This window comes from Actinomadura flavalba DSM 45200 (assembly GCF_000374305.1).
Classification (GTDB): Bacteria; Actinomycetota; Actinomycetes; order Streptosporangiales; family Streptosporangiaceae; genus Spirillospora; species Spirillospora flavalba.
In genome coordinates, this window is record NZ_KB894093.1 from 1,935,657 (window position 1) to 1,957,180 (window position 21,524).

At 71.0% G+C, this 21,524-nt stretch carries 23 protein-coding genes; 21 read left to right on the forward strand and 2 right to left on the reverse strand.

Annotated features, from left to right (window positions below):
* Positions 1-972: a c-type cytochrome biogenesis protein CcsB gene (ccsB, locus tag C229_RS0108855; protein WP_018654715.1), complete on the forward strand. Its 972-nt coding sequence runs from the start codon at positions 1-3 to the stop codon at positions 970-972.
* A gap of 52 nt (positions 973-1,024) precedes the next feature.
* On the opposite strand, the gene C229_RS0108860 is transcribed toward ccsB, so the two are convergent.
* Positions 1,025-1,345 carry a PLDc N-terminal domain-containing protein gene (locus C229_RS0108860; protein WP_018654716.1) on the reverse strand — a complete coding sequence of 107 codons (321 nt, stop codon included), beginning with the start codon at positions 1,343-1,345 and terminating at the stop codon, positions 1,025-1,027.
* Between the two features lie 116 nt (positions 1,346-1,461).
* Here C229_RS0108860 and C229_RS0108865 point away from each other — a divergent pair, with 116 nt between their 5' ends.
* Positions 1,462-2,403, forward strand: a complete 942-nt coding sequence (locus C229_RS0108865) for a hypothetical protein (protein WP_018654717.1) — start codon at positions 1,462-1,464, stop codon at positions 2,401-2,403.
* A 33-nt stretch (positions 2,404-2,436) separates the two neighbouring features.
* On the forward strand, positions 2,437-2,697 hold the full coding sequence (locus C229_RS0108870; protein ID WP_018654718.1) for a hypothetical protein: 261 nt from the start codon (positions 2,437-2,439) through the stop codon (positions 2,695-2,697).
* Between the two features lie 22 nt (positions 2,698-2,719).
* Here C229_RS0108870 and C229_RS0108875 read toward each other — a convergent pair whose 3' ends face one another.
* On the reverse strand, positions 2,720-2,917 hold the full coding sequence (locus tag C229_RS0108875; RefSeq protein ID WP_018654719.1) for a BldC family transcriptional regulator: 198 nt from the start codon (positions 2,915-2,917) through the stop codon (positions 2,720-2,722).
* A gap of 361 nt (positions 2,918-3,278) precedes the next feature.
* On the opposite strand from C229_RS0108875, the gene C229_RS0108880 reads away from it, so the two are divergent.
* The 18 genes from C229_RS0108880 to nuoN all read left to right on the forward strand — a co-directional run bounded on the left by C229_RS0108880 (position 3,279) and on the right by nuoN (position 21,516).
* Positions 3,279-3,518 (forward strand): DUF4229 domain-containing protein, encoded by a 240-nt coding sequence (locus C229_RS0108880; protein WP_018654720.1) that lies wholly within the window; start codon positions 3,279-3,281, stop codon positions 3,516-3,518.
* A gap of 53 nt (positions 3,519-3,571) precedes the next feature.
* Positions 3,572-4,273 carry a demethylmenaquinone methyltransferase gene (locus C229_RS0108885; RefSeq protein WP_018654721.1) on the forward strand — a complete coding sequence of 234 codons (702 nt, stop codon included), beginning with the start codon at positions 3,572-3,574 and terminating at the stop codon, positions 4,271-4,273.
* Positions 4,274-4,422: 149 nt separating this feature from the next.
* Positions 4,423-5,679 carry a geranylgeranyl reductase family protein gene (locus tag C229_RS0108890; RefSeq protein ID WP_018654722.1) on the forward strand — a complete coding sequence of 419 codons (1,257 nt, stop codon included), beginning with the start codon at positions 4,423-4,425 and terminating at the stop codon, positions 5,677-5,679.
* A gap of 58 nt (positions 5,680-5,737) precedes the next feature.
* On the forward strand, positions 5,738-5,869 hold the full coding sequence (locus tag C229_RS35745) for a hypothetical protein (RefSeq protein ID WP_018654723.1): 132 nt from the start codon (positions 5,738-5,740) through the stop codon (positions 5,867-5,869).
* Positions 5,870-6,229, forward strand: a complete 360-nt coding sequence (locus C229_RS0108900) for an NADH-quinone oxidoreductase subunit A (RefSeq protein ID WP_018654724.1) — start codon at positions 5,870-5,872, stop codon at positions 6,227-6,229.
* Between the two features lies 1 nt (position 6,230).
* A complete protein-coding gene (locus tag C229_RS0108905; RefSeq protein ID WP_018654725.1) occupies positions 6,231-6,785 on the forward strand; it encodes a NuoB/complex I 20 kDa subunit family protein in 555 nt (184 codons plus the stop codon).
* Positions 6,782-7,528 (forward strand): NADH-quinone oxidoreductase subunit C, encoded by a 747-nt coding sequence (locus C229_RS0108910; protein ID WP_018654726.1) that lies wholly within the window; start codon positions 6,782-6,784, stop codon positions 7,526-7,528. Before C229_RS0108905 ends, C229_RS0108910 begins: the two co-directional genes overlap by 4 nt.
* On the forward strand, positions 7,525-8,871 hold the full coding sequence (locus C229_RS0108915; RefSeq protein WP_018654727.1) for an NADH-quinone oxidoreductase subunit D: 1,347 nt from the start codon (positions 7,525-7,527) through the stop codon (positions 8,869-8,871). Before C229_RS0108910 ends, C229_RS0108915 begins: the two co-directional genes overlap by 4 nt.
* Positions 8,868-9,695, forward strand: coding sequence for an NADH-quinone oxidoreductase subunit NuoE (nuoE, locus tag C229_RS30000; RefSeq protein WP_018654728.1), 828 nt, complete (start codon positions 8,868-8,870; stop codon positions 9,693-9,695). Before C229_RS0108915 ends, nuoE begins: the two co-directional genes overlap by 4 nt.
* Positions 9,692-10,987 carry an NADH-quinone oxidoreductase subunit NuoF gene (gene nuoF / locus C229_RS0108925; protein ID WP_018654729.1) on the forward strand — a complete coding sequence of 432 codons (1,296 nt, stop codon included), beginning with the start codon at positions 9,692-9,694 and terminating at the stop codon, positions 10,985-10,987. Before nuoE ends, nuoF begins: the two co-directional genes overlap by 4 nt.
* On the forward strand, positions 10,987-13,407 hold the full coding sequence (locus C229_RS0108930; RefSeq protein WP_018654730.1) for an NADH-quinone oxidoreductase subunit G: 2,421 nt from the start codon (positions 10,987-10,989) through the stop codon (positions 13,405-13,407). Before nuoF ends, C229_RS0108930 begins: the two co-directional genes overlap by 1 nt.
* Positions 13,404-14,735 (forward strand): NADH-quinone oxidoreductase subunit NuoH, encoded by a 1,332-nt coding sequence (gene nuoH / locus C229_RS0108935; RefSeq protein WP_018654731.1) that lies wholly within the window; start codon positions 13,404-13,406, stop codon positions 14,733-14,735. Before C229_RS0108930 ends, nuoH begins: the two co-directional genes overlap by 4 nt.
* Entirely contained in the window at positions 14,722-15,255 is a 534-nt protein-coding gene (gene nuoI / locus C229_RS0108940; protein ID WP_018654732.1) for an NADH-quinone oxidoreductase subunit NuoI, read from the forward strand. The genes nuoH and nuoI overlap by 14 nt, the downstream gene beginning before the upstream one ends.
* A complete protein-coding gene (locus C229_RS0108945; RefSeq protein WP_018654733.1) occupies positions 15,252-16,154 on the forward strand; it encodes an NADH-quinone oxidoreductase subunit J in 903 nt (300 codons plus the stop codon). The genes nuoI and C229_RS0108945 overlap by 4 nt, the downstream gene beginning before the upstream one ends.
* Positions 16,151-16,450 carry an NADH-quinone oxidoreductase subunit NuoK gene (gene nuoK, locus C229_RS0108950; RefSeq protein WP_020608190.1) on the forward strand — a complete coding sequence of 100 codons (300 nt, stop codon included), beginning with the start codon at positions 16,151-16,153 and terminating at the stop codon, positions 16,448-16,450. Before C229_RS0108945 ends, nuoK begins: the two co-directional genes overlap by 4 nt.
* Positions 16,451-16,460: 10 nt before the next feature.
* Positions 16,461-18,374 (forward strand): NADH-quinone oxidoreductase subunit L, encoded by a 1,914-nt coding sequence (nuoL, locus tag C229_RS0108955; RefSeq protein WP_018654735.1) that lies wholly within the window; start codon positions 16,461-16,463, stop codon positions 18,372-18,374.
* Positions 18,371-19,951 (forward strand): NADH-quinone oxidoreductase subunit M, encoded by a 1,581-nt coding sequence (locus C229_RS0108960; protein WP_018654736.1) that lies wholly within the window; start codon positions 18,371-18,373, stop codon positions 19,949-19,951. Before nuoL ends, C229_RS0108960 begins: the two co-directional genes overlap by 4 nt.
* Positions 19,948-21,516, forward strand: a complete 1,569-nt coding sequence (gene nuoN / locus C229_RS0108965; protein ID WP_018654737.1) for an NADH-quinone oxidoreductase subunit NuoN — start codon at positions 19,948-19,950, stop codon at positions 21,514-21,516. Before C229_RS0108960 ends, nuoN begins: the two co-directional genes overlap by 4 nt.
* Positions 21,517-21,524: the final 8 nt, after the last annotated feature.

Genomic DNA, 21,524 nt, shown 5'->3' on the forward strand with positions numbered 1-21,524 from the left:
GTGGGTAATGCCGCCGATCTCGCGAACCTGAGCGACAAGCTCACCCTGGCCACGGCCGTCCTGTACGTGATCGCGGTGGTCGCGTTCGCGGTGGACGCCGGGTTCGGCCGCCGCCGCGCCGCCGCCGACGCGGTCGAGCGCGCGGAGGAGAAGGCGAGGGTGCTGGCCGGAGCGGGCGGCCCCGACGTCGCCGAGCCCGCCGCACCCGCCGAGCCGCGGACGCGCGGCACCGACTGGGCGAAGTTCGCGGTGCTGCTGTCCGTCCTCGGCTGGGGCGCGCACCTGGGCGCGATCGTGACGCGCGGCCTGGCGACGGAGCGCTGGCCGTGGGGCAACATGTACGAGTTCCTCACGTCGATCGCGTTCGCCGCCGTGAGCGCGTTCCTGGTCGTGCTGTGGCGCTACAAGGCGCGGTTCCTGGGCGCGTTCGTGATGCTCGCGGCCGTCATCGCGCTGGGCGTGGCGAACATCTGGCTGTACAGCGAGGCGGGGCCGGTCGTCCCGGCGCTCAACTCGTACTGGATCGCGATCCACGTCAGCGCGGCGATCGTCGCGACGGGCGCGTTCACGGTCGCGGGCGTCGCCTCGATCCTCTACCTCCTCCAGGCCCGCCGGGAGGCCGCCGGGAAGGACGCCGTGCCGGGCGGCTTCTGGTCGCACCTGCCGTCGTCGGGCGACCTGGACCGGCTCGCGCTGCGCGTCACGATGTTCGCGTTCCCGATCTGGACCGCCGCGATCATCATGGGCGCGATCTGGGCGGACGAGGCGTGGGGCCGCGCCTGGGGCTGGGACCCCAAGGAGATCTGGTCGTTCATCACCTGGATCATCTACGCGGCCTACCTGCACGCTCGCGCGACGGCGGGCTGGCGCGGCCGCAAGGCGGCGGTCCTCGCGCTGATCGCGTTCGCCGCGCTGATGTTCAACTTCTTCGGCGTGAACTACATGTTCTCCGGGCTTCACTCGTACGCGTGACGCCGTGCGAAAGGGCCGCGAACCCCCGTGGGGATTCGCGGCCCTTTTCGCGTTACTTGTCCTCGTCGCCGCGCAACCGGCGGTCGAGGTCGCGGAGGAAGTCCGGATCGTCGTCGGGTCCGCGCGGGGGCGGCGACGACGCGCCGCCGGGGGCGGCCGGGGGCCACAGGACGTTCTCCCGGTCCCCGTCGACGGGACGGGGGCGGCCGAACGCCATCCACAGCACGGCGCCCGGCAGGAACCCCAGCAGCGTGACGAGGAACCAGCCGAACTTCGGGAGGTGCCGGACCTCCCCCTCATCGGTGGTGATGACGTCGAAGAGGCAGAACAGCCAGACTCCGACGATGACCAGGGCGAGCAGCACATACGCCATGCAGGCAGGGTAACCCGTGACCGGCGGGGATGACGCCGGGTCGGAGAAGGGCTTACCCTGCCCCGGAAGGCCCGGGACGCGACAGGTGCGCCGTGCCTCCCCCGCAGAGGAGCCCGATGCGCTTCAAAGGCATCCACCGCAAGACGCGCGAGTCGCGGTGGTGGGACGCGGGCCGGCGCGACGACGACCGGTCCGACGGGGTGTCCGAGCCGAAGACGCTGCGCCCGCGCGGCAGCCAGCCCCGCGACCGGTTCGGCCGGTTCCGCAAGGCGGGCCGCGACGACGGCTTCACCGTGCCCGGGGCGCCGGACGCGCCGGGCGTCCCGGCCGAATCCGGCCGCGGCCGGTTCCAGCGCCGCGACATCCCGCGCTCGCGGCGCGGCGACTGGTGGCGCGACTATGAGCTGGACAGCCGTCTCCCGCACGCCGAGCCGCATCCGCCGGGCGTCCCGCACGCGGCCGACGGCCGCCTCAACTGCGGCGTGCTGGAACGCGTGCTGCACCGGCAGTGGGACGCGGCGCAGGGCCCGCCGCCCGCCGAGGTCGTCCGCGCGGTGGACAGCCTGGCGTCCCTGCCGGACCGGCTGAAGGTGAAGCTCGCAGCCGGGCTGGACGGCATCTACGTCGGCCCCGGCGGCGTCCCGGCGCTGGACGACATGGGCCATCTGGCGGGCCGTCCGCTGCCGTCGAACCGGGCGACGTGGGACATCTGCGCGGGCGCGTACGGCGACGGCAAGATCGTCGTGGGCGACCGCCCGTCACCCACGCCGGACGTGATGCTGCACGAGATCGGGCACGCCCTCGACGACATCGACGGCGAGTCCGGCACGTGGGTGTCGGACACGGCGGGCTTCCGCGAGCTGTACGAGATGTGCCGTCCGCACCTGGCCAGCGACTTCCATCTCCAGGGCGACGCCCTGGGCCGCCGCGAGTTCTTCGCGGACGCGTTCGCCGCCATCTCGGCCCGGCAGCGGCCCGCCCTCGTGGACATGCTCGCCGGGAACATCCGCGTCGCCCTGGAGGTCATGCTCTTCTTCAACCGCAGGTACGGAATCTAGAGTGGCGCGACGACCGAAGGGAGATGAGCGGCGATGTACGTGATCCGGCTTCCCGACGGCACGCTGCGGGTTCCGCACGGGGTCCTGTCGGAATCGCCGGACGATCCGGCGCGCGGGCGCGTCATCGCCCAGGCGTACGTGGAGATCGGTCCGGACGATCCCGACTATGAGCGGTTGTCCGCCGGTGCGCTGACCGAGGCCGAGCTGGAGGAGAAGCGGCGCCGCTGGCGCGAGGAGGACGACGAGCTGCTCCGCACGTTCGAGGAGTGGAAGGCGGGCCGGGCCGAGGAGTGAAGGGGGGCGGCGGTCGGTCGGCCTAGTGGTCGGCGCCGACGGTTTCCTCTCCGCGCAGCAGCGCGTGGACCTCGGACTCGCGGAAGCGCCGGTGGCCGCCCGGGGTGCGGATGCTGCTGATGCGGCCGGCGGCGGCCCAGCGCGTGACCGTCTTGGGGTCGACCCGGAACAGGGCGGCGACCTCACCCGGGGTCAGCAGGCGCTCGCTCGTGCTCTCCACGTTTTCTCTCCCCCTTTGTCCCGCTTCCGGTGCGGGTGGACTGTTTCCTAGTGTGGCGGTTCGCGACCGAATTCTCCCTTGTTTTCGCAAAAGATCACGCAGAGTAGTGGCGCGAGCAGTTGCGATGACAAGGGGTGAAGGGCGCCGCGAACACGGCCGTCGCTTCGGTCTCGGGTGCCGAGGCGGTCGCGCGTTACCGTCGTCATCATGCACCCCCTGGAGTGCATCCGGCGGGCGCATCCGATATTTCGCCGCACCATGACAGAAATCTTTTCCCGAACCCCATTCGGGCCGACGGGACCGGGTGCGCGACCACCCCGGCGCGCGGCACGGCGGACCCGCGGGTAGGCTCGGACCCGTCATGCGACCCGTACTGCTCTACACCCTGGCGCGCCTCGGCCTCTTCCTGGTGACCGCGGCCGTCCTCTTCCTCGTCGGCGCGCGCGGCGCCCTGCTGCTCCTGCTGTCGCTGCTCATCAGCGGCGTCATCAGCTTCGTCCTGCTCTCCTCCCGCCGCGACGAGATGTCCGCCGCCGTGGAGAACGGCCTGAACGAACGCCGCGGCAGGCTCAAGGTCGCCCGCGAGAAGGAAGACGTGTAGCCGGAGGGGCGGCGCGCGCGAGGTCACGCCCACCCCTTACTAGGGTGGGGCGCATGACCCGCGCCTCTCTTGACAAGCAGCCCGCCGACGTCGCGGCGATGTTCGACCGCACCGCCGACCGCTACGACCTGCTGAACACCCTGATGACCGGTGGGCAGGACCGGCGGTGGCGCGGCGAGGTCGTCAGGGCCGTGGCGGCGCGGCCCGGGGAGCGGGTCCTCGATCTCGCGGCCGGGACCGGGACGTCCTCGGTGCCGTTCGCGCACGCCGGAGCCCAGACGGTCGCCTGCGACTTCTCCCTCGGCATGCTCCGCGTCGGCACCCGGCGGCAGGCGGGCGTGGACCGGCTGGCGTTCGTCGCCGGGGACGCGCTGAAACTCCCCTTCGCTGACGGCGCGTTCGACGCCGTGACGATCTCCTTCGGCCTGCGCAACGTCGCCGACACCGTGCGCGCCCTGCGCGAGATGCGCCGCGTGACGCGGCCGGGCGGGCGGCTGCTCGTCTGCGAGGTGAGCCACCCGCCGAACCGCGTGCTGGCCCTCGGCCACAAGGCGCACCTGAAGGTCGGCCTGCCGCTGCTGGCCCGCGTCAGCTCCAACCCCGACTCCTACACCTACCTCGCCGAGTCCACGCTGGCCTGGCCCGACCAGCCCGCGCTGGCCGCGCTGCTCCAGGAGGCGGGCTGGACGGACGTCCGCTGGCGCGACCTGACGTTCGGCGTCGCCGCTCTGCACCACGCCACGAACCCCCAGTAACCAGAGTTTCGGTCCGAACCCCCCAAGTCGCCACGGACCGGTCCAAATCGACACCCGGACAGAGGTACCCACCAGTGCCTCCGAAGGAATAGACTCCCCACCGGACTCTTGTGAAGTACTTCACAAGCGAACGAGCTAAGAGGAACCCCGTGACCGACTCCACCCGGCAGGCCGACGTCATCGTCGTCGGAGCAGGCCCCGCCGGATCTGCCACCGCCTACTGGCTGGCGCACGCCGGTCTCGACGTGCTGCTCCTGGAGAAGGCCGTCTTCCCCCGCGACAAGATCTGCGGCGACGGCCTCACCCCCCGCGCCGTCCGCGCCCTCATCGCCATGGGCGTCGACATCGACGGCGACGGCTGGAGCCGCAACCGGGGCCTGCGCATCTACGGCGGCGGCCACCGCGTCGAGCTGGACTGGCCCGAGCTGGCCAGCTTCCCCGACTTCGGTCTCGTCCGCTCCCGCATGGACCTCGACCAGCTCCTCGCCGAGCACGCCGAGAAGGCCGGCGCCCGGCTCCACCAGGGCTGCAACGTCACCGCCCCCGTCCTGGACGAGCGCACCCACCGCATCATCGGCGTCACCGCCAAGTACCAGGGCGAGGAGGTGGAGTTCCGCGCGCCGCTCGTCGTCGCCGCCGACGGCAACTCCACCCGCCTGTCGCTGGCCATGGGCCTCCAGCGCCGCGAGGACCGCCCGATGGGCGTCGCCGTCCGCCGCTACTACGACAGCCCCCGCCACACCGACGACTACATGGAGGCGTGGCTGGAGCTGTGGGACGGGCAGCGCCTGCTCCCCGGCTACGGCTGGGTGTTCCCGCTGGCCGACGGCACCTGCAACGTCGGCCTCGGGTTGCTCAACACCAGCAAGTCGTTCCAGAACGTCGACTACCGCGCGATGCTCAAGGGCTGGACGTCCAGCATGCCCGCCGAGTGGGAGTTCGACGAGGACCACGCGCGCGGCCCGGCCCGCGGCGCGGCGCTGCCGATGGGCTTCAACCGGCAGCCGCACTACACGCGCGGGATGCTGCTCGTCGGCGACGCGGGCGGCATGATCAACCCGTTCAACGGCGAGGGCATCGACTACGCGCTGGAGTCCGGGCGGCTGGCCGCCGACATCATGGTGCAGGCGCGCTCGCGCCGCACCCCCGCGCAGCGCGAACGGACGCTCTACGAGTACCCGCGCATCCTCAAGGACGAGCACGGCGGCTACTTCACGCTGGCGCGCGTCTTCGTCCAGGCCATCGGCGACCCCCGGGTGATGAAGTTCCTCACCTCGCACGGCCTGCCCCACCCCACGCTGATGCGGTTCACGCTGAAGCTGCTGGCCAATCTGACCGACCCGCACGGCGGCGACGCCATGGACCGCCTCATCAACGCGATGCAGAAGGTGGCTCCGGCGGCGTGAACGTGAACGGGCGAGCGGAGACCTCCGCCATGACGTGATCCCCCGAGGGGAGTGTTGATTGATCACCTTGATCCAGGTGGCCGACCGCGCCGGTGACTCCGGCGCCAGCCCCGAGGGGGCCGGCCGCCGCCGGGCGCGCCGGTTCGGGCGCGCCCCGTACAACGTCGTACGTCCCGAGGGGAGGCCCTAGATGGACCTTTACATCCCGGTCATCGTGCTGGCGGCGCTCGGTTTCCTGTTCGCCGCCGGTTCGGTGGCGATGGCCGCGCTGACCGGCCCCAAACGCTGGAACCGGGCGCGGCTGGACGCCTACGAGTGCGGCATCGAGCCGACGCCGCAACCCGTCGGCGGCGGCCGGATGCCGGTCAAGTACTACCTGACGGCGATGCTGTTCATCGTCTTCGACATTGAGATCATCTTCCTTTATCCCTGGGCCGTCGCCTTCGACAGCCTGGGGATTTTCGGTCTGGTGGAGATGGTGCTGTTCATCCTCACCGTTCTGGTGGCGTACGCCTACATCTGGCGGCGCGGCGGTCTGGAGTGGGACTGAGATGGGTCTAGAGGAGAAGCTGCCCAGCGGCTTTCTGCTGACCACGGTCGAGCAGGTCGCCGGATGGGCGCGAGCGAGTTCGGTGTGGCCCGCGACGTTCGGCCTCGCGTGCTGCGCGATCGAGATGATGGCCGCCGGCGACCCCCGGCACGACTTCTCCCGGTGGGGGATGGAGCGTGCCTCGGCGACCCCCCGGCAGGCCGACCTGATGATCGTCGCGGGCCGGGTGAGCCAGAAGATGGCGCCGGTGCTGCGGCAGATCTACGACCAGATGACCGAGCCGAAGTGGGTCATCGCGATGGGCGTGTGCGCGTCGTCGGGCGGCATGTTCAACAACTACGCGGTGGTGCAGGGCGTCGACCACGTCGTCCCGGTGGACATCTACCTGCCGGGCTGCCCGCCGCGCCCGGAGATGCTGCTGGACGCCATTCTCAAACTGCACGACAAGATCGGCAACGAGAAGCTCGGCGCGCAGCGCAAGAAGCAGGTGCAGGAGCTGGAGATCGCCAAGCGGCGGCAGCTTCCGCTGCTCGGCCAGTCGGGGGCGGCGTCGTGAGTTCACAGCATCCCGAGCAGAACGCCGAGCAGGGCGGCGACCGGCTGCCCGCCGAGACCCCGGACGAGCGGCGCGAGCAGCCGATCGCCCGGCACGGCATGTTCGGCGCGAAGACGACGGGCGACACCTCCGGCTACGGCGGCCTGGTCGTCCGGCAGCGTCCCAAGCTGTACGCCGAGCGGCCGTACGGCGGTCCGGGCGGCGGCGCCGAGCCGGGCGAGTTCGACTTCGTCGCCGACGAACTGGAGTCGGCGCTGCCGAACTTCGGCGACGCGGTCGAGCGCGTCGTCGTCGACCGCGGCGAGCTGACGTTCCACGTGCGGCGCGAGCACCTGAAGGCCGTCGCGCGCGAGCTGCGCGACCGCGTCGACCTGCGGTTCGAGCTGTGCACGGGCGTCTCGGGCGTCCACTACCCCGACGACACCGGCGCCGAGCTGCACGCCGTCTACCACCTGCTGTCGATGACGCACAACCGGCGCGTGCGGCTGGAGGTGAGCTGCCCCGACGCCGACCCCCACATCCCGTCGGTGGTGGACATCTATCCGACCAACGACTGGCACGAGCGCGAGACCTGGGACTTCTTCGGGATCGTGTTCGACGGGCACCCGGCGCTGACCCGCATCGAGATGCCCGACGACTGGGTCGGCCACCCGCAGCGCAAGGACTACCCGCTCGGCGGCATCCCCGTCGAGTACCGAGGTGCGGAGATCCCGCCGCCGGATGAGCGGAGGTCGTACGTATGAGTTCCACCAAGTACACCGAATACGACGCGTACGCCGCCGACGAGGCGGCCGAGGGACGTGTGTTCGACGTCTCCGGGCAGGACTGGGACAAGGTCGTGGCCGGGGCCGAGGACGGCGGCGACGAACGCCTCGTCGTCAACATGGGCCCGCAGCACCCGTCCACGCACGGCGTGCTCAGGCTCGTCCTGACGCTCGACGGCGAGACCGTCGACGACTGCCGGCTCAACATCGGCTACCTGCACACCGGCATCGAGAAGAACATGGAGTTCCGCACCTGGACGCAGGGCGCCACGTTCTGCACCCGGATGGACTACCTCGCGCCGCTGTACAACGAGACCGCGTACGCGCTCGGCGTCGAGCGGCTGCTCGGCGTCGAGGACCGCATCCCGGAGCGGGCCCAGATCATCCGCGTGATGATGATGGAGCTGAACCGGATCTCCTCGCACCTGGTGGCGATCGCGACGTTCGGCCTGGAGTTGGGCGCGACGACCGTCATGCTCAACGGGTTCCTGGAGCGGGAGTACACCCTCGACCTGTTCGAGGAGATCACCGGCCTGCGGATGAACATGGCGTACGTCCGTCCGGGCGGCGTCGCGCAGGACCTCCCGAGCGGAACGCTGAGCAAGGTCCGCGCCTACCTCGACCGGATGCCGGGCCGCATCCAGGCGATGCGCAAGCTCATGGACGAGAACCCCGTCTACCTGGCCCGCACCAAGGACGTCGCCTACCTCGACCTCCAGGGCTGCATGGCGCTCGGCATCACCGGGCCCGTGCTGCGCTCGGCGGGCCTCCCGTGGGACCTGCGCAAGACGCAGCCGTACTGCGGCTACGAGACCTACGACTTCGAGGTCGCGGTGCAGGAGTCGGCCGACGTGTACGGCCGGTACCTGGTGCGGATGAAGGAGATGGAGGAGTCGCTCAAGATCGTCGAGCAGTGCGTCGAGCGGCTCAAGACCGTGACCGGCCCGGTCATGATCGAGGACAAGAAGATCGGGTGGCCCGCGCAGCTCGCGATCGGCGCCGACGGCATGGGCAACTCGCCCCGGCACATCGCGCACATCATGGGCACTTCGATGGAGGCCCTGATCCACCATTTCAAGCTGGTGACCGAGGGCTTCCGCGTCCCGGCCGGGCAGGTCTACGCGGCGGTGGAGTCGCCGCGCGGCGAACTCGGCGTGCACCTGGTGAGCGACGGCGGCACCCGTCCGTACCGGGCGCACTTCCGCGACCCGTCCTTCACCAACCTCCAGGCGACGCCCGCGATGGCCGAGGGCGGCATGGTCGCCGACGTCATCGCCGCCGTCGCCTCTCTCGACCCCGTGATGGGGGGAGTGGACCGATGACGCACACGCACGATCACGTCGAGGGTCCGTACAGCAACACCGACCCCTACGACATCCCGACGCGCGAGGCGCTGGAGCGCGACGCCAAGGAGATCATCGCGCGCTATCCGAAGGCGCGTTCGGCGCTGCTGCCGATGCTGCACCTGGTGCAGTCGGTGGACGGCCACATCACCCAGCGCGGCATCGACCTGTGCGCCGAACTGCTCGGCATCACGCCCGCGCAGGTCACGGGCGTCGCGACCTTCTACACGCAGTACAAGCGCGAGCCGGTCGGCGAGTACCACGTCGGCGTCTGCATCAACACGCTGTGCGCGGTGATGGGCGGCGACCAGATCTGGTCCGAGCTGAGCGAGCACGTCGGCGTCGGCCACGACGAGGTCACCCCGGACGGCACGGTGTCGCTGGAGCGCATCGAGTGCAACGCGGCCTGCGACTTCGCGCCGGTGATGACAGTGAACTGGGAGTTCTTCGACGACATGACGCCGGAGAAGGCCAAGCAACTCGTCGACGACCTGCGCGCCGGGAGGCCCGTGGTTCCGTCGCGCGGCCCCGACTCGCTGTGCTCGTGGAAGCAGGCGTGCCGCGTGCTCGCCGGGTTCCCCGACGGCCGCGCCCACGAGGGCGTGCAGGCCGGGCCGCAGTCGCTGCGCGGCCTGGAACTGGCGATCGAGCGCGGCTGGACGGCGCCCGACCCGGACGCCGACCGCGAGCGCCCCGACGAGCCCGTCCGTCCGGAGGAGGTCTCCGACCCGCCGCCGAACGAACCCGGCAAGCCCATCGGCGGCGAGGTCAAGCCCGGATCACAGGAGGGGACGAACCGGTGACCACTCTGACTCCGATCCTCACCCGGCACTGGGACCAGGCCGACTCGTTCACCCGCGCCGGATACGAGCGCGAGGGCGGCTACCAGGGCCTGCGCACGGCGCTCACGATGGACCCGGACGCGATCGTCCAGGCCGTCAAGGACTCCGGTCTGCGCGGCCGGGGCGGCGCTGGGTTCCCGACTGGGATGAAGTGGGGGTTCCTGCCGCCGAGCAGCCCGAACCCGCGCTACCTGGTCGTCAACGCGGACGAGTCCGAGCCGGGCACGTGCAAGGACATCCCGCTCATGATGGCCAACCCGCACGTGCTCGTCGAAGGCGTGATCATCAGCGCCTTCGCGATCAAGTCGAACCACGCGTTCATCTACGTGCGCGGCGAGGTGCTGCACGTGATCCGCCGCCTCCAGCAGGCGGTGGCGGAGGCGTACGAGGCCGGTTACCTCGGGCACGACATCCTCGGCTCCGGCTACGACCTGGAACTGGTCGTGCACACCGGCGCCGGGGCCTACATCTGCGGCGAGGAGACGGCGCTGCTGGACTCCCTGGAGGGGTTCCGCGGTCAGCCCAGGCTCAAGCCCCCCTTCCCGGCGGTCGCGGGACTCTACGGCGGTCCCACCGTCATCAACAACGTGGAGTCGATCGCGTCGGTTCCCTCGATCGTCGGCAACGGGCCCGAGTGGTTCGCGGCGATGGGCACCGAGAAGTCGCAGGGCTACGGGATCTTCTCGCTGTCCGGGCACGTCGCCCGGCCCGGCCAGTACGAGGCGCCGCTCGGCATCACGCTGCGCGAGCTGCTGGACATGGCGGGCGGGGTGCGGGCCGGGCACCGGCTGAAGTTCTGGACGCCGGGCGGCTCGTCCACGCCGCTGTTCACCGACGAGCACCTGGACGTCCCGCTGGACTTCGAGTCCGTCGGCGCGGCCGGGTCGATGCTCGGCACCCGCGCCCTCCAGATCTTCGACGAGACCACCTGCGTCGTCCGCGCGGTGCTGCGCTGGTCGGAGTTCTACGCGCACGAGTCGTGCGGCAAGTGCACGCCGTGCCGCGAGGGGACGTACTGGTACAAGCAGACCCTCAAGCGGCTGGAGGCGGGCCAGGGCTCCGAAGAGGACCTGGAGACCCTGCTCGACCTGTCCGACAACATCCTCGGCCGGTCGTTCTGCGCCCTCGGCGACGGTGCGACGAGCCCGGTGGTCTCGTCCATCAAGCTGTTCCGCGACGAGTACCTGGCGCACTTCGAGCAGGGCGGCTGCCCGTTCGACCCGGCCAAGTCCACCCTCTGGGCAGGTGCCTGATGACCGTCACCGAGAACGAGAAGAACGTCGAGAAGCGCCCGGAGATGGTCGCGCTGACCATCGACGGGTTCGAGATCGAGGTGCCCAAGGGCACCCTGATCATCCGGGCCGCCGAACTGCTCGGCATCCAGATCCCGCGCTTCTGCGACCACCCGCTGCTCGACCCCGTCGGGGCCTGCCGCCAGTGCCTGGTGGAGATCCCCGACGCGGGCAACGGGCGCGGGATGCCCAAGCCGCAGGCGTCGTGCACGACGCCGGTCATGCCGGGCATGGTCGTCAAGACGCAGCTCACCAGCGCCGTCGCCGACAAGGCGCAGCACGGCGTGATGGAGCTGCTGCTGATCAACCACCCGCTCGACTGCCCCGTCTGCGACAAGGGCGGCGAGTGCCCGTTGCAGAACCAGGCGATGTCGAACGGGCGCGGTGAGACGCGGTTCGTCGAGACCAAGCGGACGTTCCCCAAGCCGATCGGGCTGTCCAGCCAGGTCCTGCTGGACCGCGAGCGCTGCATCCAGTGCGCCCGCTGCACCCGGTTCTCCGACCAGATCGCCGGGGACGCGTTCATCGACCTGTTCGAGCGCGGCGCCAAGGAGCAGGTCGGCGTCGCCGAGGACAAGCCGTTCCAGTCGTACTTCTCCGGCAACACGGTGCAGATCTGCCCGGTCGGGGCGCTCACCGGCGCCGCCTACCGGTTCCGGTCCCGGCCGTTCGACCTGGTGTCGGCGCCGAGCACCTGCGAGCACTGCGCGTCGGGCTGCTCGCTGCGCACCGACCACCGCCGCGGCAAGGTGATGCGGCGGCTGGCGGGCGACGACCCGCAGGTCAACGAGGAGTGGAACTGCGACAAGGGCCGGTGGGCGTTCCCGTACGCGACCCGGCCCGAGCGGCTGACGCACCCGCTGGTCCGCAACGAGCGCGGCGAGCTGGAGGTCGCGTCGTGGCCGGAGGCGCTGACGATCGCCGCCCGCGGCCTGGCCGCCGCGCGCGGCAACGCGGGCGTGCTCACCGGCGGGCGCCTCACCCTGGAGGACGCCTACGCCTACGCCAAGTTCGCGCGGACCGCGCTGCACACCAACGACATCGACTTCCGGGCCCGCGCCCACTCGGCGGAGGAGGCGGACTTCCTCGCCGCGTCCGTCGCGGGCCGCCCGATCGAGGTGTCCTACGCCGACCTGGAGAAGGCGCCGGTCGTGCTGCTCGCCGGGTTCGAGCCCGAGGAGGAGTCGCCGATCGTCTTCCTGCGGCTGCGCAAGGCGTACCGCAAGGGGACGCTGAAGGTGTTCGGCGTCGCGCCGTTCGCGACGCGCGGCCTGGCCAAGGTCGGCGGCACGCTGCTGCCGACGGCGCCGGGCGCCGAGGCCGAGACGCTGGGCTCGCTGCCCGGCGACGTCCGCGACCTGCTCGCCGCGCCGGGCGCGATCGTCCTGCTGGGCGAGCGCCTGGCGGGCAGCCCCGGCGCGCTGTCCACGGCGGCCCGGCTCGCCGCGATCACCGGCGCCCGCGTGGCGTGGGTGCCGCGCCGGGCGGGGGAGCGCGGCGCGCTGGAGGCCGGGGCGCTGCCCGCCCTGCTGCCGATCGGACGGCCCGTCACCGACGCCGCCGCCCGCGCCGAGGTGGCGCGGGTGTGGGGCGTCGCCGGTCTGCCCGACGTCCCCGGCCGCGACGCGGCGGCGATCGTCGACGACGCCGCCGCCGGGAACTTCGGCGCGCTGCTGGTCGGCGGCGTCGACCCCGACGACCTGCCCGACCCGGACGCCGTCCGGGCCGCGCTGGACGCCACCCCGTTCGTCGTCTCGCTGGAGCAGCGGCCGAGCGCCGTCACCGACCGCGCCGACGTGGTGCTGCCGGTCGCGGCCGTCGCCGAGAAGTCCGGCACGTTCGTGGACTGGGAGGGCCGGGGTCGTCCGTTCGACACCGTGTTGAAGTCGTCCGGGAAGATGGCCGACCTGCGCGTCCTGGACGCGGTCGCGGCCGAGATGGACGTCCACCTGGGCCTGCCCGGCCCGGAGGCCGCCCGCCGCGAACTCACCGAACTCGGGGCGTACCGGGGCGAGCGTCCCGCCGCGCCGAACGTGACGCAGCCCGCCACCGGGGCCCCGGCCGCCGGTGAGGCCGTCGTCGCCACCTGGCGACTCCTGCTCGACCGGGGCCGCCTCCAGGACGGCGAACCCCACCTGGCCGGGACCGCCAAGCCCGCCGTCGCGCGGCTGTCGCCCGCCACCGCCGCCGAGATCGGCGCCCGCACCGAGGTCACCGTCCTCGGCCCGCGCGGCTCGGTCACGTTGCCGCTGGAGATCACCCCCGACCTCGTGGACCGGGTCGTGTGGCTGCCGACGAACTCGGCGGGCTGCGCGCTCTACCCGCAGGTCGGCGCGGCGGCCGGGGACGTGGTCACGATCACCGCCGGAGGTGCCGCATGAGCCCGCTCGCAGGACCCGCGCCGTCCGATCCGACGCTCCAGTCGTTCGGCCAGGACCCCTGGTGGATCATCGCCATCAAGGTCGTCGCGATCTTCGGGTTCCTCGTCGTCGGCGTGCTGATGACGATGTGGATCGAACGCCGCGTCATCGGCCGCATGCAGCTCCGGACCGGCCCCAACCGGGCCGGGCCGTTCGGCCTGCTCCAGGGCCTCGCCGACGGCGTCAAGCTGGCGCTGAAAGAGGACATCGTCCCGTCCAAGGTGGACAAGGTCGTCTTCATCCTCGCGCCGATCATCGTGGCGGTGCCCGCGTTCGTCGCGTTCATCATCATCCCGTTCGGCCCGATGGTGTCGATCTTCGGCCACCACACGCCGCTCCAGGGCACGGACCTGCCGGTCGCGGTGCTGCTCGTCCTCGCCACCGCGTCGATGGGCGTCTACGGCGGCGTCCTGATGGGCTGGTCGTCGATGTCGCCGTACTCGCTGCTCGGCGGGCTGCGCTCCACCGCGCAGGTGATCTCCTACGAGATCGCGATGGCGCTGTCGTTCGTCGCGGTGTTCATGTTCGCCGGGACGATGTCGACCAGCGAGATCGTCAACGCGCAGGCCGACCGCTGGTACGTCCTGCTCCTGCTGCCGTCGTTCCTCATCTACGTCGTGACGATGATGGGCGAGTCCGGCCGCATCCCGTTCGACCTGCCCGAGGGTGAGGGCGAGATCGTCGGCGGCGTCCACACCGAGTACTCCTCGCTGAAGTTCGCGATGTTCTTCCTCGCCGAGTACATCAACCTGATCACGCTGTCGGCGCTGGCCACCACGCTGTTCCTCGGCGGCTGGCGCGCCCCCGCCCCGATCTCCACGGTCTGGGAGGGCGCGAACGCCGGCTGGTGGCCGCTGCTGTGGTTCACCGGCAAGCTGCTGGCGTTCATCTTCTTCTTCATCTGGCTGCGGGCGTCGCTGCCGCGCGTCCGCTACGACCAGCTCATGAAGCTCGGCTGGAAGGTCCTCATCCCGTTCTCGCTCGGGTGGATCCTGCTCGTCGCCACCATCCGCGCGCTGCGCAACGAGGGCTACGAGATGCAGGACATCGTCATCGTCTCGGTGATCGCCGCGACGGTGATCCTGGTCGGCACCGTCGCGTGGGAACTGCTGCGCGGCGGCAGCGACGACGACGAGGACGACGGCGCGTCCGCCGCCAAGCCCGTGCCCGCCGAAGGGGGCTTCCCCGTGCCGCCGCTCGACGCGCCGCACTACCACGGACGACCGGCCTCCGCCCCGGCGTCCACGACGACAACCGCCCGTGAGGAGGTCGGCAGTGGGACTCACTGACTTCCTGAACCCGGTCAAGGGGTTCGGGGTCTCGTTCCATCAGATGTTCACCAAGAGCGAGACCGTCCAGTACCCCGAGGCCAAGAAGCCGACCGCGCCGCGCTTCCACGGCCGCCACCAGCTCAACCGGTGGCCGGACGGCCTGGAGAAGTGCATCGGCTGCGAGCTGTGCGCGTGGGCGTGCCCCGCCGACGCGATCTTCGTCGAGGGCGCCGACAACACCGACGACGAGCGCTACTCGCCCGGCGAGCGGTACGGCCGCGTCTACCAGATCAACTACCTGCGCTGCATCCTGTGCGGGCTGTGCATCGAGGCGTGCCCGACCCGGGCGCTCACGATGACCAACGAGTACGAACTGGCCGACGACAGCCGCGAGAGCCTCATCTACACCAAGGACATGCTGCTCGCGCCGCTGCGCGAGGGCATGGACGCCCCGCCGCACGAGATGCGGCTCGGCGACACCGAGGAGGACTACTACCGGCTCGGCCTCCAGCAGCCCGAGGGCGGTGACGGCAAGTGAACGCGCCGCTCGCCCAGGTGGCCGACGCGCACGCCGCCGAGCCGTTCTTCTTCTGGCTCCTGGCGGTCGTGTCCGTCGCCGCCGCCGTCGGCATGATCTTCATGAAGCGCGCCGTGCACTCGGCGCTGCTGCTGGCCGTCGTCATGCTGAGCCTCGCCGCGCTGTACGCCATCCAGGACGCGCCGTTCCTCGCGTTCGTCCAGGTCATCGTGTACACCGGCGCCGTCCTCATGCTGTTCCTGTTCGTGCTCATGCTCGTCGGCGTCTCCTCCACGGACTCGCTCGTCGAGACGATCCGCGGGCAGCGGTTCTGGGCCGCGGTCGCCGGGCTCGGCTTCCTCGTCCTGCTGACCGCCGGGCTCGGCAACGCCGCCCTCGGCGACGCCGCCGGGCTGCGCGCCGCCAACGCCGACGGCAACGTCATGGGGCTCGCCCGGCTGCTGTTCAAGGACTACGTGTTCGCGTTCGAGGCGGCCAGCGCCCTGCTGATCACCGCCGCGCTCGGCGCGATGGTGCTGGCGCACCGCGAGCGCACCGAGCCCAGGCCGACGCAGCGCCAGCTCTCCGAGCGGCGGTTCGCGTCCGGCCGGCACCCCGGGCCGCTGCCCGGACCGGGCACCTACGCGCGGCACAACGCCGTCGACATGCCCGCGCTGCTGCCCGACGGCACCCCGTCGGAGCTGTCGGTCAGCCCCGTCATCGCGGCGCGCACCGACACCGTCGCCCGCCACGACGACCTGCACGGCGACTCCGAGACCGACGCGCTCGCCGCCGACGTCCGCCGGGTCCGCGCCGTCACCGAGGAGGCGGAGGGCGCCGACGCCGAAGGCCGGGCCCCGTTCCGCTCCACCGGGACGGGCGCGACCGGCACCTCAACCGAAGGCGAGGCTGGTCAATGAGCCCGGGGCACTACCTGGCCCTCTCGGCGATCCTGTTCACCATCGGCGCGATCGGCGTGCTCGTCCGCCGCAACGCGATCGTGGTGTTCATGTGCGTCGAGCTGATGCTGAACGCCTGCAACCTGGCGTTCGTCACCTTCGCCCGGATGCACGGGAACCTGCACGGCCAGATCATCGCGTTCTTCGTGATGGTCGTCGCCGCGGCGGAGGTCGTGGTCGGGCTGGCGATCATCATGACCATCTTCCGGACCCGCAGGTCCTCGTCGGTCGACGACGCGAACCTGCTGAAGTACTGAGAGGTCACGGATGAAAGCGGAAGGCTTCCAGGCTCTGGCCTGGCTTCTCATCGCACTGCCGCTCGCCGGAGCGGCGATCCTGCTGCTCGGCGGACGGCGCACCGACAAGTGGGGGCACTGGCTCGGCACCGCCACCTCGCTGGCCGCGTTCGGCGTCGGCGTCGGCGTCTTCGTCCAGATGCTCGGCTACGGGCACGAGGAACGGCGCCGCACCCTGCACCTGTGGGAGTTCTTCCAGGCGGGCAGCCTGAAGGTCGACGCGTCGCTGCTGCTGGACCCGCTGTCCATCAGCTTCGTGCTGCTGATCACCGGCGTGGGCACGCTGATCCACGTCTACTCGATCGGCTACATGTCGCACGACGTGGACCGGCGCCGGTTCTTCGCCTACCTGAACCTGTTCGTCGCGGCGATGCTGCTGCTGGTCCTCGGCGGCAACTACGTCGTGCTGTTCGTCGGCTGGGAGGGCGTGGGCCTCGCGTCCTACCTGCTCATCGGGTTCTGGCAGTACAAGCCGACGGCGGCCACCGCCGCCAAGAAGGCGTTCATCGTCAACCGCGTCGGCGACCTCGGCCTGGTCACCGCGATCATGCTGATGTTCGCGACGTTCGGCACGGTCGGCTTCGAGCAGATCCTCGGCACCGGGCACGAGCACGTCGGCCTGGCGTCGCAGCTCTCCACCGGCACCGCCACGGCGATCGGCCTGCTGCTGCTCGTCGGCGCCTGCGGCAAGTCGGCGCAGCTCCCGCTCCAGTCCTGGCTGCTGGACGCGATGGAGGGCCCGACGCCCGTGTCGGCGCTCATCCACGCCGCCACCATGGTCACCGCCGGGGTGTACCTGATCGTCCGGTCCGGCCCGATCTTCGAGATGTCGCCCGACGCGCAGCTCGTCGTCACGATCGTCGGCGCGGCCACGCTGCTCGCCGGTGCGATCATCGGTACCGGCAAGGACGACATCAAGAAGGCCCTCGCGGGCTCGACGATGTCGCAGATCGGCTACATGACGCTCGCCGCGGGCCTCGGCCCGGCGGGCTACGTGTTCGCCATCGCCCACCTCATCGCGCACGGCTTCTTCAAGGCCGGGCTGTTCCTCGGCGCCGGGTCGGTCATGCACGGCATGAACGACGACGTGAACATGCGCCACTACGGCGGCCTGTTCAAGAAGATGACGATCACCGGCGCCACGTTCGGCCTCGGCTACTTCGCCATCATCGGCGTCCCGGGCCTGTCCGGCTGGTTCACCAAGGAGGGCATCATCGCCGCCGCCTACGAGAAGGGCGGCACCTCCGGCGCGATCCTCGGCTCCTGCGCGCTGATCGGCGCCGGGATCACCGCGTACTACATGTCCCGCGTCATGTTCATGACGTTCTTCGGCGAGAAGCGCTGGGCCGACGACGCCCACCCGCACGAGTCGCCGAAGATCATGACGATCCCGCTCGTCGTGCTGGCGTTCGGGTCGGTGTTCGCGGGCGGCTGGCTCACCCTCGGCGGGTTCGGGCACTTCCTCGGACCGGTCGTCGGCGAGGGCGAGCACCACGGCTTCAACCCGTTCAACCCGTACGGGATCGCCGCGTTCGTCCTCATGCTCGCCGGCGTCGGGCTCGCGTGGCGGCAGTACGGCGCCCGTCCGGTGCCGCGCGAGCAGCCCGCCGGGTCGTTCCTCACCGTCGCGGCCCGTAAGGACCTGTACGGCGACGCCCTGAACGAGTCGCTGCTGATGCGGCCCGGCCAGTGGCTGACCCGGCTCGCGGTCTGGTTCGACTCCCGCGCCGTTGACGGCGCCGTCAACGGCCTCGCGGCCGGCATCGGCGGCTCGTCCGGGCGGCTGCGCCGCCTCCAGACCGGCTTCGCCCGTTCCTATGCCCTTTCCATGTTCCTCGGCGCCTCGGTCATCCTCGCGGCGCTCCTGGCGGTGAACGTCTCGTGAACGACTTTCCCTGGCTGAGCGTCCTGCTCGTCCTGCCGCTGCTCGGCGCGATCACCGTCGCGCTGCTGCCGCGCGGACGCGACGCCCTCGCCAAGCAGACCGCGCTCGGGTTCGCCGCCGCCACCGCCGTCCTCGGCATCGTGCTGGCGTTCCGCTTCGACAGCGGCGGCCCGCGCTTCCAGTTCACCCAGAGCACGCCGTGGATCGAGGCGTTCGGCGTCGACTTCGCGCTCGGCCTCGACGGCGTCGCGCTCACCATGGTCGTGCTGTCGGTCGTGCTCGTGCCGCTCGTCATCCTCGCCTCCTGGCGGGACGCCGAGCGGTCCGGCGGCACCGGCGTCCCGCCCAAGCGGTCGGTGAAGACGTACTTCGCGCTCATCCTCGCGCTGGAGACGATGATGATCGGCGTCTTCGCGGCGACCGACGTCTTCCTCTTCTACGTCTTCTTCGAGGCGATGCTCATCCCGGTGTACTTCATCATCGGGTCCTACGGCGGTCCCCAGCGGTCCTACGCGGCCGTGAAGTTCCTGCTGTACTCGCTGTTCGGCGGGCTCGTCATGCTCGTCTCGGTGCTGTGGCTGTTCCCGCTGTCGTCGCGGAAGGTCTCCGAGGGCGGCCTCGGCGCGGCGACGTTCTCCTTCGAGGAACTCAGCGGGATGACGATCGAGCCGACGACGGCCAAGTGGCTGTTCCTCGGCTTCTTCCTCGCCTTCGCCATCAAGGCGCCGCTGGTGCCCGTGCACACCTGGCTGCCCGACCTCGCCCAGCAGGCGCCGCCCGGCGCGCTGGTGCTGATCGTCGGCGTCCTGGACAAGGTCGGCACCTACGGCATGCTGCGGTTCTGCCTGGAGTTGTTCCCCGGCGCCGCGCAGTGGGCGACGCCCGTCGTCCTCGGCCTCGCCGTGCTCAGCATCATCTACGGCGCGATCCTCGCCATCGGCCAGGTCGACCTCAAGCGGCTCGTCGCCTACACGTCGGTGTCGCACTTCGGGTTCATCGTGCTCGGCATCTTCGGCATGACCTACGCGGGCCAGTCCGGCGCGGTGCTCTACATGGTGAACCACGGGTTCTCCACCGCCGCGCTGTTCCTGCTCGTCGGGTTCCTCATCGTGCGGCGCGGGTCGGCCCGCATCGACGCGTTCGGCGGCGTCCAGAAGAAGGCGCCGGTGCTGGCCGGGCTGTTCCTCGTCGCGGGCCTGTCCGGGCTGTCGCTGCCGGGGCTGGCGCCGTTCGTGTCCGAGTTCATGGTGCTCACCGGCACCTTCACCCAGTACCGGGTCGCGGCGGTGCTCGCCGCCGTCGGCATCGTCCTGGCCGCCATCTACATCCTCTGGATGTACCAGCGGACCATGGGCGGCCCCGCCACCGAGCAGGTGTCGGGACTGTCGGACCTGTCGGTCCGGGAGAAGGTCGCCGTCGCGCCCGTCATCGCGGTCATCGTGGTGCTGGGCTTCTTTCCGCAGCCCGTCCTCAACGTGATCAATCCTTCGGTGGAGACGACGCAGACGGTGCTCGACCGGCCGGGCTTCCGGCCGCAGATCACCGGTGACGTCGCCGAGAACGGAGCCCGGCCATGACCCCGAGCCGTACGGCGGGGGCCGTCCTCGCGCAGGACATCCCCGCACCGCACATCGAGTACGGGCAGATCGCCCCGATCCTCGTCGTGTTCGGCGTCGCCGTCCTCGGCGTCCTCGTCGAGGCGTTCGCCGGGCGCCGGCTGCGCTACCCGATCCAGGTGCCGCTGGCGTTCGCGGGCCTCATCGCCGCGTTCGTGTGGACGGTGTGGATGGGCGTCGGCGACGAACCGCACCTCGTCGCCGCCGAGGGCGCGCTCGGCGTGGACGGCCCCACGCTGTTCCTCCAGGGCACGATCCTCATCCTCGCGACGGTCAGCCTGCTGCTGATCTCCGAGCGGAGCCGGTCGCACTTCACGCCGCAGGCGTCGGCGCTGCCCGGCACCGAGGCCGAGCAGCGGTCGGCCACGTCCGGGAACACGCAGACCGAGATCTTCCCGCTGATGATGTTCGCCGTCACCGGAATGATCATGTTCCCGGCGGCGAACGACCTCCTGACGATGTTCATCGCGCTGGAGATCATGTCGCTGCCGCTCTACCTGCTGTGCGGGCTGGCGCGACGGCGGCGGCTGCTGTCGCAGGAGGCGGCCGTCAAGTACTTCCTGCTCGGCGCCTTCTCCTCGGCGTTCTTCCTGTACGGCGCCGCGCTGCTGTACGGGTACGCGGGGTCGGTGCGGCTCGGCGTCATCGCCGCCGAGCTGGGCACCGACGCGGGCAGCGAGACCCTGCTGCTCGGCGGCGTCGCGCTGCTCACCGTCGGGCTGCTGTTCAAGCTCGGCGCCGTCCCGTTCCACATGTGGAAGCCCGACGTCTACCAGGGCGCCCCGACGCCGGTCACGGCGCTCATGGCGTCGTGCACGCTCGTCGCGGCGTTCGGCGGCATGCTGCGGATCTACTACGTGGCGCTGGAGAACCTGCGGTGGGACTGGCGTCCCGCGCTGTGGGGAGTGGCGATTCTCACGATGATCGTCGGCGCGGTCGTCGCGATCACCCAGACCGACATCAAGCGGATGCTGGCCTACTCCTCGATCGCGCACGGCGGGTTCCTGCTCACCGGCGTCGTCGCGGCGTCCACCGACGGCCTGTCCGGTTCACTGTTCTACCTGGCCGCCTACGGCTTCACGACGGTCGGCGCGTTCGCCGTCGTCACGATGGTCCAGGACGACGCCGGCGAGGCCGCGCACCTGTCCCGGTGGGCGGGCCTCGGCCGCCGCTCGCCGCTGGTCGCGGGCGTCTTCGCGTTCTTCCTGCTTGCGTTCGCGGGCATCCCGCTCACGTCCGGGTTCACCGGCAAGTTCGCGGTGTTCAAGGCGGCCATCGACGCGGGCGCGACGCCGCTGGTCATCGTCGGTGTGCTGGCCTCGGCGGTCGCCGCGTTCTTCTACGTCCGCGTGATCGTCGTGATGTTCTTCAGCGAGCCGGAGGCCGACGGCCCCCGCGTCGTGGCCGCACCGGCGACCGCGGCGGCGGTCGCGCTCGGCGTGGCGGCTACTGTTGTCCTGGGTGTGCTCCCGCAGCCCGTCCTGGACATGGCGGGGCACGCGGCTTCGTCGATGTTCGTGCGGTAGAGATCCGC